Consider the following 14326-nt stretch of genomic DNA (forward strand, 5'->3'; position numbering starts at 1 on the left):
ATCGGCTGACCATGGATTTCTTCTCCCCGGTGATCGCCGGGTTCGGGGTCGTCTTCCAACCGGAGAACCTGTTCTACTGCCTGCTCGGCGTCACGCTGGGCATGCTCGTGGGCGTGCTGCCCGGCCTCGGCCCCGCCGCCACGATCGCCATCCTGCTGCCGGTCACGTACAACATCGAGCCGACGGCCGCGATCATCATGCTCGCGGGCATCTTCTACGGCGCCCAGTACGGCGGCACGATCACCTCGGTGCTGCTGCGGCTGCCCGGCGAGGCGTCCAGCGTGGTGACGGCCATCGACGGGCACGAGATGGCCAGACAGGGCCGGGCCGGCTCCGCGCTCGGCATCGCGGCGATCGGCTCCTTCATCGGCGGCACGGTCGCGGTCCTCGCGCTCACCTTCGTCGCCCCGCTGGTGGCCGGGTTCGCGCTGGACTTCGGCCCCGCCGAGTACACGGCGCTGGCCCTGCTGGGCATTCTGCTGGTCTCCACGCTCGGCACCGGCTCCACGACCAAGAGCATCCTGATGGCCACGCTGGGCCTGCTCCTGGCGTCCATCGGCCAGGACCCGCTGGCCGGCACCTCGCGCCTGACGTTCGGCAGCGACCAGCTGCTCGACGGCATCGACTTCGTCATCGTCGCGATGGGCCTGTTCGGCGTCGGCGAGATCCTCTACAGCATGGAATCGCTGCGCGGCAAGAGCGCCCCCGCCCCCAGCGTCGGCTCCGTCTACCCCTCGCGCAAGGACGTCAGCGAGTCCAAGGGCGCCATCACGCGCGGCTCGCTGGTGGGCTTCGTGCTCGGCATCCTGCCGGGCGGCGGGGCGACCATGTCGTCGATGGTGGCGTACGCGGTGGAGAAGAAGGCCGCCAAGCAGCCGGAGAAGTTCGGCAAGGGCGCCATCCAGGGCGTCGCCGGGCCCGAGACCGCCAACAACGCCGCCGCCACCTCCTCCTTCATCCCGCTGCTCACCCTGGGCATCCCGGCGAACGCGACCATGGCCATCATGTTCGGCGCGCTGCTGCTGCAGGGCATCACGCCGGGGCCGCTGCTGGTGCAGGAGAAGCCGGACCTGTTCTGGGGCGTCGTCAACTCGATGTACATCGGCAACGTGCTGCTGCTGGCCATGAGCCTGCCGCTGATCGGGATCTTCGTCAGGATCCTGCGTATCCGGGCGGCGATCCTGGCCCCGCTGACGATCCTGATCACCATGATCGGCGTCTACACCGTCCGCATGAACGTCTTCGACATGTACCTCATGGTCGGCCTCGGCATCGTGGGCTACCTGATGAAGAAGGTCGGCTTCGAGCCGGGGCCGCTGGTGCTCGCCTTCGTCCTCGGCAGCCTCCTGGAGTCGTCGTTCCGGCGCTCGATGCGCCTGTTCGACGGGCAGCTCACCGGCTTCTTCGGCCAGCCGATCGCCGCGACGCTGCTGGTGGCGATCCTGCTCATCATCGCCGTACCGCCGCTGACCCGCCTGCTGCGCAGGCAACGGAGAAAGGCCGCAGCATGACCGTCATCGTGGGATATCTGCCCAACAAGCTGGGCAGGGCCGCGCTCCAGCAGGCGATCGCGGAAGCCGTGCTCCGAGGGGTGCCGCTGAAGATCCTCAACGTCTCGCGGCCCGGCGCCTACGTCGACGCCTCGACCGCGGACGCGGAGGAGCTCGGCCGCCTGGTCGCGGAGCTGACTCCGGGCGGGCTGGTGCACGAGTTCGAGCAGGTGGGGGAGGAGGACGTCGCCGAGGCCGTGCTCGCGGCGGCGGAGGCGGCCGCGGCGAGTCTGATCGTCATCGGGCTGCGCAGGCGCTCACCGGTCGGCAAGCTGATCATGGGCAGCAGCGCGCAGCGGATCCTCCTGGAGGCCGACTGCCCGGTGCTCGCGGTCAAGGAACCGCGGGCCTGAGCCGTCGCTACTGGACCGGCACCTGGAGCTCGCGGAAGGTGGCGATCTCGACCTTCAGGGTCGCCGCCTCCGCGGGCAGCTCGAACAGGCCCCAGAAGTCCCTGACCTGGCCGGGCCCGAACTTCCCGGTGCTCAACCGGACGCCCGACATGTCGGTGCAGGCGCAGTAGGAGTCCATGCCGCCGTCGTCCGCGGGGACCTGGAGGCGGCCGGGCAGGTACTGGCGGGCGGCGGCCGGGTCGGTCAGCGTGACGTCGGTGGCCGCCTGGTACTTGAACGACATCCAGTCCCGCGCGTGGTGAAGCTCGTTGAACCACGCCTCGGCCGCACCCTCGTTGGTGACGCGGTAGGTCAGCAGGCCGAGGCCGCCGGGCAGGCGCCGCAGGCCGGTCACCGCCATGGAGATCGGCTGTCCGTCCGCCCTGGCCGTGCCCGTCAGCCCGGTCGCGTCCGGCGTGCTCGCCGTCGCGGGGGTGGGTGCCTCGGTGGCTTCGGGCCTGATGAACGTCACCGTGACGCGGCGATTGCGGCGTTTGCCCTCGTCCGTGTCGTTGCTGTACAGCGGGCGGCGCGAACCGTACCCCTTGGCCTGGAAGGCGACGCCCTTCCTGGTGAGCTGCGTGGACAGCGCCCGCCGCACCGTCTGGGCGCGGCGCGTGGACAGCGGGTCGTTGATGGCGTCGGTGCCCGAGGAGTCGGCGTGGCCCTCGACCTGCACCGTCGCGCCGGACGAGGAGTCGATCAGCTTGGCGGTGCGCGCCAGGACCGCCTCCGCCCTGCGGGTGAGTACGGCCTTGTTCACCGCGAACAGGACATCGGAGGAGAGGCTGACCCGCAGGTCCTTGCCGTCGTCCGCGGTCTCCTCCGACTTGTCGAGCGACTCCGACGGGGTCACGATCCGGCGGGTGACGGTGGTGACCGGCTCGGCGTCCGGGTCGGGGATGTCCGTGCCCGGCACGGTGACCGGCGGGTCGTCGCTGATGGGCACGTTCGTCATGGGCGGGCCGACGGGGGTGACGACGATGGCCGTGGGCGGGTTGCCGGAGGGGGCGGGCGTGACCGCGTACACGGTGATCGCCTGTCCGGGGTCGATGAAGTAGCCGAGGCCGTCGCGCCTCTGGTCGGTGCACAGGCAGGGGAAGTCGGCGGGTTTGTAGGGCAGGATCCAGGTACGGGCCGGCGCGTCGAGCACCCCGATACCGGAGGCCCACCGGATCTCGCCCAGCGGTCGGGTGGAGTCGCCCATCTCGCCCGTCCACGGCAGGTGCTTGTCGGTGCCCGTGTTGGTGAGGCGGACCTGGATGACCAGGTGCTTGCCCTTGACCCGGTTGAGGCCGACCACCTCGACCTTGAGGTTCGGGGTGAGCGTGCTTCGGGTCTCGGCCAGCGCGGGCCGTGTGTCCTGCCGGGAGACACCCGGACTGGCGGAGGCGCCGGCACCGGCCGGGGGGCTCGCGGGCGGGGCGGCGGACGGCGCCGGTGGCGCGGCCTTCTGCTGCACTCCGCAGGCCGACAGCAGGAGTACGGCGAGGGACGGGACGGCGATCCGGGACATCACCCGGTCGATACTGTCGTATCTTCCGCCCCAAATTCAGCATTTCGGGCAGTATCTATGCCGCGACTATCTGGTGATGGTGCCCGCCGCGACGAGCCAGTCGACCGCCTCGGCGATGGCCTCCAGCGAGGTGTGACGCGGCCGGTGGCCGAGCAGGCGCTGGGCTTTGTCCATGGCGCAGTGGGGGCTGTGCGCGATGTGGTCGTAGGTGATGCGGGCCTGCTCCTCCGACACCGTGTCGCGCCACTGCTCCCACGGCAGGTAGGAGAGCCGGGCGTCCTGCCCGAACCAGCCCGCCACCGCCTCGGCGTAGCCGCGCAGCGTCAGGGCGGTGGTGGCGACGGAGTGGAAGCTCTCGCCCACGGAGCCGGCCGGGTTGGCCAGCGCGTCCATGAACAGGCGCGCCACGTCCTCGGCGTGGACGTGCTGGACGGTCTCCATGCCCAGGTTGGGCAGGGTCACCTCCGTGCCGTCGGCCAGGGCCTGGAACACCGCCGGGTCGAGGTTGCCCGCCGGATTGACCGGCACCCATCCCGGGCCGGTGATGTGGCCGGGATGGATGACGGTGGCCGGGAAGCCGTCACGGTGGGCGCGGTCGAGCAGGTGCGCCTCGATGGCGGCCTTCTGGCGGCCGTAGTGGGCGATCGGCCGCCGTGGCCGATCCTCGGTCGTGGGCACCCGGGTGCTGGGGCCGTGCACCCAGATCGTGCCGCAGTGCAGGAAGTGCCGGACACGGCCGGTCAGCGCGGCCGCCAGGCGGCGCGCGCTGGACTCCTCGAAGCAGATGAGGTCCATGACGACGTCCGGCTCCAGCGCGACCATGCGCTCGCCGAAGGTGTCGTCGGCCTCCTCCGCCTCGCGGTCGGCGGTGATCGTGGTGACCCGCTGCCAGGCGCCGTGCGGGGTGTAAGGGTCCCGCCGGCCCCGGCTCACGGCGACCACGTCATGCCCCGCGTCGACGAGACGGGGAATGAGGTAGGTGCCGATATGGCCGCTGGCGCCGATCACCACTACTCGCATGAGCTACAGGCTAGTCCACGTACTCGTAGGCGCCGGCTTCGATGTTGCCGTCCGAGCCCACCGTCACTCCGTCGAGGTCGAGGGGGTTGAACGCCTTGACGCCCAGACCGATCGCCGGGCTGCCGCTCAGCAGGTGCAGGGGCTTGTTCGGGTCGAACTTGGGGTCCTGGCGCCGGTTGGCGGTGCCCGCCGTCATCTGGTACTGGCCGCCGTAGAAGACGTTGTGGTCGTTGGCGGTGAAGGTGGAGTCGCCGTACGCGCTCTTCCCCGCGGCCACGATGATGTTCTGCGACAGCTTGAAGTGCGCGTTCGTGCAGCCCGCGTAGCAGACGACGCCCTCGGAGTCGGCGTTGGGCAGGTTCATCGAGTTGTTGCGGAACACGGTGCCGAACACCGGGCCGTTCGTCTCGATCTCGCCGTTGTCCTTCGTCGGGCCGCGGGTGACGATGCCCGACCGGGACCTGTCACCGTAGATGCCGTTGTACTCGAAGACGTTCCCGGAGGTGCCGTCGGGGTCGTTCGTCGATCCGTCGTCGTTGCGGCTGGTGCCCAGCTCGGTGAAGGTGTCGACGTCGAACGCGAGGTTGTGGTGGACGTAGTTGCGGGAGCCCATGAAGATCTCCACCGCCGCGCCGTCCCACTCGTAGTCGTAGCTGAAGGCCACCGATCCGGTGATGGTGTTCCAGCCGATGTTGGAGTCGTCGCCCTGCACCAGCATCGCGAACGCGCCGGAGTCGTCGTTGTCGTTCTCCTCCTGCGGCGTGAGCTTGCTCATGAAGTTGTTGTTGACGAACTCGTTGCTGGTCACCGCGGTGCCCTTGGCGCTCGTCTCGATGTAGACGCCCGCCGCGGCGCCGGTGATGTAGTTCTGCTCGATGACGTTGTTGCTGCCGCCTACCTTGATGCCCGCCCACGAGCAGCGGCCCTGGTCCGAGTCCACGCCGATCTGCACGTTGTAGACCTCGATGAAGTCGCCTTCGAGGTACAGGCAGGCCTCGGTGTCGCCCTTGAGGACGGGGCGGTTGCCCGTGCCGTACGCGTCGACGACGATCGGGTTCGCCTCCGAGCCCGACCCTGTGATCCACAGCTGTCCGGACCAGGAACTGCCGCGCTTCAGCATGATTTTGGAGCCGGCGACCATCTCCGCGGCGTTCGCCTTGGCCAGGGTCTTCCATGGCGTGGTGTCCGAGAGGCCGTTCGCCGAGTCTTTGCCGTTGACGCTGTCGAGGTAGTAGGTGTGGGGGGTGTCGTCAGCGATGGCGGGGGCCGACACGGCCCCCGCCATCACCAACGCGAGTGCTGTCGCACTCGCCGCGTACGCCACTAATTTCCGGGTGGGTAAGTTCCAGGCACGCAACTGAGTTCTCAGCCTCCTGATCGCGGTGACAAGAAGCCGGATGAAGATCATCTGACTTCCGGGGTCACTGTAACCGTGATGCCTGGTTAATTTCGACACCCAAAATGATGATTTTGTGTCCGGAACGTGTCAGGAGGCCGAAAGTCATCCCTAAAGGGGCGTCAGCGGATCACTCTGCACACGAGGGAGTCGGACGCGCCCCGCGTGGCGCTCATGACGACGTCCGTGGTGAGGAACTTGCACGCGAGATAGGGATCGCCGGATCCGGCGTACTGCGGCGCGCCGCCCATGCCGGTGATGTAGCAGCGCAGGCCGCCCGCCTCGTAGAAGCCGAGCCACGAGGCCGAGTTGACCTTGGCGTGGCAGTAGTCGCCGATCGAGGACGGCCCGAAGGGGACGTCCACGACGGCCGCCTGGGCGGGCAGGGCGACGGCGAGGAGGGTGGCGGCGACGACCGAGGTCAGGGTGAGGGCGCGACGAAGCACAGCGACTCCAGATGTGGGGGTGAACACGTCATTCGGAGTATCTGTTAGGAAAGTTTCCTATGCAATATGTCGCCTCAAGGGAAAACTCCCGTCATTCGGTGGAAAACCGGTACCGTACCAGCCATCTCTGACGGATCACCGCATGACGCAGGCCGACAAAAGCCGCCTGCGCATGGCTCGCCACCCCACCCCCGTGCGCGCCGTCAGAGCGTCTGAAGCGGCCCCACCGCGTTTGTCGGTCGGGGTCGCTAACGTTCGGCGCAGCACGGCGGCAGGGGCTGGAAAACCCCTGCTCATTTGACGATTCATGCACGCTGAAAGGCGGGGACCGTTGGGTTGGCTGGCAGCGGGCGACGGTTACGAAGTCGCTCTCATAGAGGGCCGGGTGGCGGCGCGAGCCACCTCCGGCCGGGCAGCGGGACGGCAGCTGAAGTCGCTGCCGAAGGCGTTGCGGGATCATCCCGAGGTGGACCGGCTGCGCCGCTTCGCCGAGTGGCTCGACCGGCACGCCGCCGCGTGCGTGGCGCAGGTGGACCTCTGGATGGTCTCGTCCCTGCCCGTGCCGACCGGGCTGCTGGCCCGCGTGTGGCCGGACGAGGCGTGGCAGTCGGCCCTACGGGACATGGCCGTGGTCGGTGACGATCCCGACGAGGTCGGCTTCCTGCGGGACGCCACCGACTCCGGCGAGCTGCGGGTGGTCAACCTCGACGGCGAGACCGTACGTCTGTCGCCGTCCACGGTGACCCTGCCGCACCCCGTGCTGCTGCCCGACCTGGACGACCTGCGGGAGTTCGCCGCGGAGCTGGGCGTGGTCCAGAAGGTCGAGCAGATCCACCGCGCCACGTGGCGCAAGCCCGCCGACCTCAAGGCGGGCGAGACCACCGTGTCGGAGTTCTCCGGCGGCTCCTACGACTCCCGGTTCGGCCTGGCCGCGCGGGCCACCTCGCTCGGCTACCGCGTCTCCGGCGGCTACGCCACCTGCCGGGTCCGCGACGCGGGCAGCCTGGTGGAGGCGGCCGTCTGGATCGGCGAGCCCTATTGGGATGACGAGGTGACGACGGGCGGCCTGAGCTGGCAGGACCTCGACGGCAGGACACTGCCGCTGCGCGAGGTCGGGCCGGTGGCCTGGTCGGAGGGGATGCGGATGGCCGCGGCGCTCTACGCCGGGCGACGGGTCGAAGAGGGGAAGGACGCGTGAGCATGTCTCAGGCCGAAGAGCTGCTGAAGGCCGGGGCCGTGCTGCCGCCCGGCACCGAGGAGGCCGGCGAGCGGGCCGTGCCGATGACCGCGCGGCGCTACCGCCATCCCGCGCTGGACGACCGGGTGGTCGTGCGGCTGGTCGCCGGGGAGCTCGGCCCGGCCGAGGACCTGGCCGCGAGCTTCCTGGGCCTGGCGCCCGACGGCGAGCCGGCCGTGGTCGGGCTGGGTTCACAGCGCTCGCTCGGCTTCCCGGAATGGGTGCTGGTCAACCACCCCGAAGACGGGCAGCACGCGCTCGCCGTCGTGCCGGAGCTGGAGCGTACGGCCAGGCAGGCCAAGTCCAAGCCGAAGGCCGCGCTCGACACCTACCAGCAGCTGGCCCGCCAGCTGGCCGCGTCCGTTCCCCACTTCCTGCCCACGTTCTACGAGCAGAGCGGCCGGGTGTTCCTGGGCGTCGACAACACCGGCTACGCCGCGCAGATGTTCGCCGCCGCGCGCCGGGCCGAGGCGGAGCACGGGCTCGACGTGGACGAGGACCGGCTCGACGCGGTGTTCCTGGAGTTCGCGCTGGCGGGGGCGCTGCCGGTCAAGGTGCTGTCCGGCTACGCCAAGGAGCTGGCCGCCCGGGTGCCCGCCGACGAGGCGCTGCGCCGGTTCGCGCGGCTGTGCGTGCGCCGCACGGCGGGCGGGCTGCCGCCGTCGGCGCAGATGGCCACGGACCTGCGCCGCCTGGCCAAGGCCGCCGGGGCCGACGCGGACGCCGAGGAGCAGGCCTACCTGGCCGAGCTGCTCGCCCTGCCGGCCACCCACCGGGCCGCGACGGGCTGGTGGAAGGCCCACCGCACGGCGATCGCGGCCCTGGCCGCGCGGACGCCCGAGGTGCGCACGACGCTGCTCGACATCATGCCGGAGTCCAGTGAACACGACCTGTCGGGCTTGTGGCTGGAGATCCTCGAGGCCTCCGGCGCCACCGCCGGGCTGATCTCCGGCGAGGTGCCGGAGCGTCCCGGCGACGGCACCGCCGGCTGGCTCCAGCGGTTCCTGAAGGCGCGCAACCACGGCTGGGGTTCCCCGCCGCGCCAGCCCGCCCTCTACACCCTGGTGGAGCGGACGGCCGACCAGGTGCGCTCCGAGCTCACCGGGCCGGGACGGACGCTGACGATCGTCTACGACGTCGACCTGCTGGACCTGCTGCTCACCCTGCACGTTCCCGTGACCGATCCCGAGGAGCACGCCTCGCTGCAGCTGGAGCAGTGGGCGAAGGGGGAGGGGCAGCGCGACCTGGTCGCCCTGGCCGCCGACGCCCGGTTCCGGCCCTCGTTCGAGCGCGCCGCCTACTCCTTCAGCAACGACGAGTCGGGCCGGCGAGCCATCCGCCTGCTGGCGAAGTCCCCCGGCGGGCGGCCGATGCTGGCCGAGTGGGTGGCCAAGGTGGCCCAGCGGTCGTCGGCCGCCGGGCTGCCGGAGCTGCCCGACGCCCTGAGCCGGCTGGCCTGGCTGCCGGGCGAGGCGCTGGCCCTGGCCGAGGACGAGGTGCGCCAGGCCGCCGCGGCGCAGATCGCGCCGGTGCTCGCCCGCACCCTGCGGGCCGGGCTGTTCGACGAGCTGGGCTGGCCCGCCTGGGAGGAGGCGGCCGCGACCCTCGTCGCCAAGAAGGACGTCGACGACATCGTCGTCGCCGACGCCTGGCCACACCTGATCACCGCGGGCTCCGCGCAGGCCCGGGTGCTCGGCCCCGAGGGCACCGTGCTCACCCACGACCTGCGCGTCCCGCCCAGGGACACCTGGAGCGACGTCGGCCTGCACTACGTGGACGACGAGCTGCTCGTCTACTGGCAGTCCCGCGACCTCGACGGGCGGCTGCGCGGATACTGGCACACCGCCCCCGACCGCCTCCACCCGATGGAGGGCCGCGGCACCCGCGGCACGCGCATGGACTGGTACCGCGGCGACGACCCGGTCACCCTGGCGCTGCCCGGCGGCGGGCGGGCCACCGGCTCGGGGGTGCTGCATCGCGGAGACACGGCCATTCCCGACGAGCGGTCGGTGCTCTCCGACGGCACCTCCTTCTGGGTGTGGAGCTGGGACGGGTCCGACGGCGCCACCGCCGACTGGTACGAGTACGACCCGGTCACCGGGCAGGAGGGCAGGCGCGGCGGCCCCGCCTTCTTCGCCGACGCGCTCCGCGACGCTCCGGCCGGCAGCACGTTCCACGCGGGCTGGCTGCTGCCCGCGCCCTCGGACGAGGTCACCCCCGTGGGCGCTCCCGTGGGCGGGCTGTTCGGCTGGCGCGTGGTGCGGCTGCCCGACGGGTCGATGCGCGGTCAGGACATCGCCGGCCGTACGGTCACCCTGCCGCCGGACGCCGGGAAACCGGCGCGCGCCCTGATGTTCCCCGGGGACGACCGGCCGCGGACCATCGTGAAGGGGAGCTACCGGCTCAGCCTGGTCGACCCGGACGGTGTCGTCACGGCCTGGGCCAGGACGGACGACGCCCCCGGCCACTTCGCCATGGGCAGCCTCATCCTGCCGCCGTTGCGCTACTGGTGCTACCTGCGCCCGAGGGATCCGCAGGGCTCCGCCGCCCTGCGCGGCCTGGACCTGGACACCGCGGCGGCCCTGCTGGCGGCCGGCGCGGAGAAAGCGGTCGGCGCGGCGAATGCGGGCGGTGCGGGGAACGCGGTCGGTGCGGGGAACGCCCTGGAGGCGCGGATACGCACGCTGCTGCCCGAGGTGAGCCATGACGCGCTCGTGGCCGGCATCGCCGGGGTCGTGCGCTTCGCCGCGACCCAGGTGACCGTGCTGGAGGCCGCCGCGGCCAGACTCGCCGAGGCGCTGGCCGGCGGCCACCGGGAGGAGGCGCACTCCGGTCCCGTGGACCAGCTGCTCGACCAGGCGCTCAGCGGGCTCGGCAGCACCGGCGGATACTCGTGGCTGCAACACCTCGACGGCGCGTTCCGGCAGATCCGGACGATCGGCCAAGGGCTGGCGTCGGGGCCGGCCACGGGTTCCCTGGGTGGCACCCACCTCGACCGGCCGGGACTGCCGGACGTGGGCGTGCGCTGGGACGCCCTGCTCGACGACACCGCCGCCCTGGCGTTCCGGGCCGGATCGGCGTCGATCGAGGAGGAACACCGCGCCACGCTGCACGAGTTGCTCCACGAACTCCACCGCCTCGGCCTGCCTGTCACGGCCGATCCGTCCCGCTGGCGGCGGATGTCGCTGCACGTCGACAAGCCCTTCCTCGTCAAGCCCGACGGCGAGTGGCGCGAGGGCAACTGGCTCGGCACCCTGCCCCTGGACGGCGGCGGGTTCCTCGCCTTCGTGAGCGCGGAGACCCGGGAGAACGCCGGCGGCGTGTGGACGGCACTGTTCCACGACCCGGCCGGCCGCTTCGACGTCCCCCACCCGTACACCGTCCGGTCCTCGGACCCGGTCGGCGCGCCGCGCGAGGCGGGCTGGCTGGAGGCGTTCTTCACCGAGCTGGCGGCGCGGGGACCGGCGCCCTGGCGACCCGAGGCGGCCGAGGAGTTCGCCCGGCTCACCGGCGTCACCCCGACGCTCGCCCGGCTCATCGTGGCGGGACTGCCGTCCGTGGACGCGTACGAGCGCAACTTCCTCACCAAGGAGGCACGCACCACGCTCGGCGTGAAGCTGGCCGATGCCGCCGTCGCCAGGGACGAGCTGCGCAAGATGGACGCCGGCATCCGGCGCGCGGTCGTCGCGGCGCTCCTGCCCTGCGATCCGGCCCGGCTCTGGACGGACGGTCCGGACGTGGCCGCCGCGGCGGCGGTGTGGAACGACAAGGTCGGGCAGCAGGCGGCGATTCCCGAATGGCTGCTGGGGGAGATGTCCCGCGCGGTGCGCACCGGCTGGGACACGAGCCGGGCGCTGCGCGTCCTCATCGACCCGGCCGCCGCGCCGGAGCTGGGCCGTGACCTGGTCTGGACCGTACGCGGCGACCGGGTCAGGCCCGCCGACGACAACGCCACCGGGTTCACCGCGGACGCGCTGGCCATGTTCGTCGCCGCCGCGGGGTGGCTGGCGTACCGGCTGCCCGCCGGAGACCCGATCCGGGCCGCGCTGCCGGCGGCGCTGGCCGAGGTGCGCGCCCGGTTGGCCAACCCGGACCTGATGCTCGACCTCGACCGCTATGTCGACCTGCCCGCGTTCAGGAAGGCCGCCGGAGCCCCGACCGAGACCGGCCAGGGCTACGAGAGGTACGGCGCCCTCATCATGCCCACGCATGACGATCGTCCCTCTCCGGCCATCCGCACCGCGTTGCTGGACGCGGCGGGCGAAGACCCCTACCTGCGTGCCCTGCTCGGGTCCGAGGCGCCGTTCGTCACCGAGATCGCCTTGCGGTTCGCCCGCGACCCGCGGTTCGCGGCGCTGCTCGCCGATCCGGGCGAGCCGGCGCAGGGGGAGCGGGACGCGGACGGCACGTGGTGGCCGCAGGATCCCACCAGGTCCGTACCCGATCTGGTCGTCGAGGTGGCGAAGGAGCACGGGCTCGGCGAGGATGCCGCGGCCATCTACCTGATGCTGCTGGCCCTGCCCGATCCCACCGACCGCAACGTGGCCCGGTGGACGGGCTGGAAGCCCGCCCGGCTCAAGGCGGCCCGTGCCGAGCTGGCCGGCAGCGGCCTGGTCATCGAGGCCAGCCGGAGCCGGGCGGCGCGCACGCTGTTCCTGCCCGGCGGCTGGGTGGAGCAGTCGTCGCCGCGCCTGCCGGTGGAGCAGTGGAAGCTGGCCCTGTACGACCTGGGCAGCTACTACGGCACGCCGATCCAGCCCGTCGCCGACCTGTACGCCAGCGCGTGGCAGCGGGTGCGGGACGGCGACGTTCCCCGGTTCGAGCAGCTCAAGGTCAAGCGCGGACGGCGACGCTGAACACGCGTCGCCCCGATTCTCCTAAGGACTTCACTTCATGACCCTGACCGAAGACCGGGCTCCGGCCCGGCAGGTAATCTCCGCCGAAGAGCGATACGCCGACGAGCTCGCCTTCCTCGCCGCCCACGACACCGGCCCGCGGCCGCCCGGCTGGGCGCTGACCCCGCGCGCCGTGGTGACCTTCATCTGCGGCAGCGGTGACGAGACGCTGGTGGGGCCCACGTCCAAGATGAAGGTGGCCGCCAAGTTCGTCGGCGAGCGCGCCCTCGTCGAACGCTGCGTGGTGACCCTCGCCGGCGAACGCGGCCTGCTGCTGGTCGGCGAGCCCGGCACCGCCAAGTCGATGCTGTCCGAGCTGCTGTCCGCCGCCGTGTGCGGCACCAGCGCGCTCACCGTCCAGGGCACCGCGGGAACGACCGAGGACGCCTTCCGCTACGGCTGGAACTACGCCCTCCTCCTCGCCCAGGGCCCCAGCCCCGCCGCGCTGGTCGACTCCCCGGTGCTCACCGCCATGCGGTCCGGCCGCGTCGCCCGGGTGGAGGAGATCACCCGCTGCCTGCCCGAGGTACAGGACGCCCTGGTGTCCATCCTGTCCGACCGGCGGGTCAGCGTACCGGAGCTGGCCGGCACCGAAGACGCCCAGGTGGCGGCCGCTCCCGGGTTCACCGTGATCGCCACGGCCAACCTGCGCGACCGCGGCGTCTCGGAGATGTCGGCCGCACTCAAGCGCCGGTTCAACTTCGAGACAGTCGACCCCATCTCCGACGCCGGGGCGGAGACCGCCCTGGTACGCCACCAGGCCACCGCCGTCGTCCAGCGGGCCGGCGCCGCCTTCGGCGTGGACGACGCCGTGCTCGACGCGCTGGTCACCGTCTTCCGCGACCTGCGTTCCGGGCGCTCGGCCGAGGGCTGGGACGTGGAACGGCCCGGCACGGTCATGTCCACCGCCGAAGCCGTGCAGGTCGCCGCCTCGCTGGGGGTGGCGGCGGCGTACCTGCCCAGTGGCGATGTTCTTGACCTGGTGCCGGGGCATCTGCTCGGCGTGGTGCGCAAGGACGATCCGGCGGACCACGGGCGGCTCCTGGGCTACTGGGACGGGCCGGTGCGGCGGCGGGCCGAGGACGGCTCCGCCATGTGGCGCCGGCTCTGGGACCTGCGGGAGAACCTCCGTTGACCATCCAGGACATCGATCCGTCGCCCGGCCCGGCTGCCGATTCCGCCTGGGACGCCGATCCCAGGCGGGCGGTCGCCGCGCTGGCCGCCTCCGCGCGGCCGTACCTGCTGGGAGTCCGTCACCACAGCCCCGCGCTGGCCGTCGCCCTGCCCGCGCTGCTGGACGCCGCCGACGCCGAGGTGGTCTGCGTCGAGCTGCCGGCGGACTTCCAGCAGTGGCTGGTGCACCTGGCCGACCCGGGGACCATCGCGCCCGTCGCCCTCGCCGGGGCTCGTGGTGACGGTGGGCTGGGCTTCTATCCGTTCGCGGACTTCTCGCCGGAGCTGGTGGCCATCCGGTGGGCCTGGAAACGCGGCGCGGAGGTCCTGTGCTGCGACCTCCCGCTGTCCGACCCCGGCTGGCACGCCACAGACCCATCTCCGCTGACGGGCCCGGGTGAGGACGCCGGCCCGCCCACGGGCCCGGGTGAGGACGCCGGCCCGCCCACGGGCCTGGGTGAGGACGCCGGCCCGCCCACGGGGACGTCGGCAGCCGCGTCGTCGGACTCCGACGCGTCGCTGGGTGCGTCCGAGGAGGTAGGCACGTTGGCGGGTGCTGCCGATGAGGCAGGCACGTCGGCCGATGCGGCGAAGGGCTCCAACGCGCCGGCAGCCCCGTCGGCGGACCCGGCCGAGGTCTCCGGCACGTTGCTGGAGACCTCGGCGGGTGCGGCCGGGGACTCCGGCAGGCCGATGGAGAC

The 14326-nt window shown here is 72.0% G+C and carries 10 protein-coding genes; 6 read left to right on the forward strand and 4 right to left on the reverse strand.

Annotation, left to right across the window (positions count from 1 at the left end; all coding sequences use genetic code 11):
* Positions 1–11 precede the first annotated feature (11 nt).
* Together KME78_RS58550 and KME78_RS58555 are read left to right on the forward strand one after the other, a co-directional pair.
* On the forward strand, positions 12–1511 hold the full coding sequence (locus tag KME78_RS58550) for a tripartite tricarboxylate transporter permease (protein ID WP_219538861.1): 1500 nt from the start codon (positions 12–14) through the stop codon (positions 1509–1511).
* Positions 1508–1903 carry a universal stress protein gene (locus KME78_RS58555; protein ID WP_219538862.1) on the forward strand — a complete coding sequence of 132 codons (396 nt, stop codon included), beginning with the start codon at positions 1508–1510 and terminating at the stop codon, positions 1901–1903. The genes KME78_RS58550 and KME78_RS58555 overlap by 4 nt, the downstream gene beginning before the upstream one ends.
* A gap of 7 nt (positions 1904–1910) precedes the next feature.
* Here KME78_RS58555 and KME78_RS58560 read toward each other — a convergent pair whose 3' ends face one another.
* The 4 genes from KME78_RS58560 to KME78_RS58575 all read right to left on the reverse strand — a co-directional run bounded on the left by KME78_RS58560 (position 1911) and on the right by KME78_RS58575 (position 6320).
* Positions 1911–3458 carry an OmpA family protein gene (locus tag KME78_RS58560; RefSeq protein ID WP_219538864.1) on the reverse strand — a complete coding sequence of 516 codons (1548 nt, stop codon included), beginning with the start codon at positions 3456–3458 and terminating at the stop codon, positions 1911–1913.
* 66 nt (positions 3459–3524) lie between these two features.
* The gene (locus KME78_RS58565) at positions 3525–4478 is read right to left on the reverse strand and encodes an NAD-dependent epimerase/dehydratase family protein (RefSeq protein WP_246654834.1); all 954 of its coding nucleotides are present in this window, start codon (positions 4476–4478) and stop codon (positions 3525–3527) included.
* 10 nt (positions 4479–4488) lie between these two features.
* A complete protein-coding gene (locus tag KME78_RS58570) occupies positions 4489–5751 on the reverse strand; it encodes a hypothetical protein (RefSeq protein WP_219538866.1) in 1263 nt (420 codons plus the stop codon).
* A gap of 245 nt (positions 5752–5996) precedes the next feature.
* Positions 5997–6320: a hypothetical protein gene (locus KME78_RS58575; RefSeq protein WP_219538867.1), complete on the reverse strand. Its 324-nt coding sequence runs from the start codon at positions 6318–6320 to the stop codon at positions 5997–5999.
* 331 nt (positions 6321–6651) lie between these two features.
* Here KME78_RS58575 and KME78_RS58580 point away from each other — a divergent pair, with 331 nt between their 5' ends.
* The 4 genes from KME78_RS58580 to KME78_RS58595 all read left to right on the forward strand — a co-directional run.
* A complete protein-coding gene (locus KME78_RS58580; RefSeq protein ID WP_219538870.1) occupies positions 6652–7518 on the forward strand; it encodes a DUF4132 domain-containing protein in 867 nt (288 codons plus the stop codon).
* Between the two features lie 2 nt (positions 7519–7520).
* Positions 7521–12413, forward strand: coding sequence for a DNA-binding protein (locus tag KME78_RS58585; RefSeq protein ID WP_219538872.1), 4893 nt, complete (start codon positions 7521–7523; stop codon positions 12411–12413).
* A gap of 37 nt (positions 12414–12450) precedes the next feature.
* The gene (locus KME78_RS58590; RefSeq protein WP_219538874.1) at positions 12451–13587 is read left to right on the forward strand and encodes an ATP-binding protein; all 1137 of its coding nucleotides are present in this window, start codon (positions 12451–12453) and stop codon (positions 13585–13587) included.
* Positions 13584–14326 (forward strand): DUF5682 family protein (locus KME78_RS58595; protein WP_246654835.1); only part of this gene is annotated, 743 nt, incomplete at its 3' end. The genes KME78_RS58590 and KME78_RS58595, both read left to right, overlap by 4 nt.

This window comes from Nonomuraea guangzhouensis (genome assembly GCF_019396345.1).
GTDB lineage: Bacteria > Actinomycetota > Actinomycetes > Streptosporangiales > Streptosporangiaceae > Nonomuraea > Nonomuraea guangzhouensis.

What these genes read in the sequence shown, in the direction of transcription:
- KME78_RS58550 (WP_219538861.1), top strand. Translation starts at nt 12, where the DNA reads ATGGATTTCTTCTCCCCGGTGATCGCCGGGTTCGGGGTCGTCTTCCAA.
- KME78_RS58555 (WP_219538862.1), top strand. Translation starts at nt 1,508, where the DNA reads ATGACCGTCATCGTGGGATATCTGCCCAACAAGCTGGGCAGGGCCGCG.
- KME78_RS58560 (WP_219538864.1), bottom strand. Translation starts at nt 3,458, where the DNA reads ATGTCCCGGATCGCCGTCCCGTCCCTCGCCGTACTCCTGCTGTCGGCC.
- KME78_RS58565 (WP_246654834.1), bottom strand. Translation starts at nt 4,478, where the DNA reads ATGCGAGTAGTGGTGATCGGCGCCAGCGGCCATATCGGCACCTACCTC.
- KME78_RS58585 (WP_219538872.1), top strand. Translation starts at nt 7,521, where the DNA reads ATGTCTCAGGCCGAAGAGCTGCTGAAGGCCGGGGCCGTGCTGCCGCCC.
- KME78_RS58590 (WP_219538874.1), top strand. Translation starts at nt 12,451, where the DNA reads ATGACCCTGACCGAAGACCGGGCTCCGGCCCGGCAGGTAATCTCCGCC.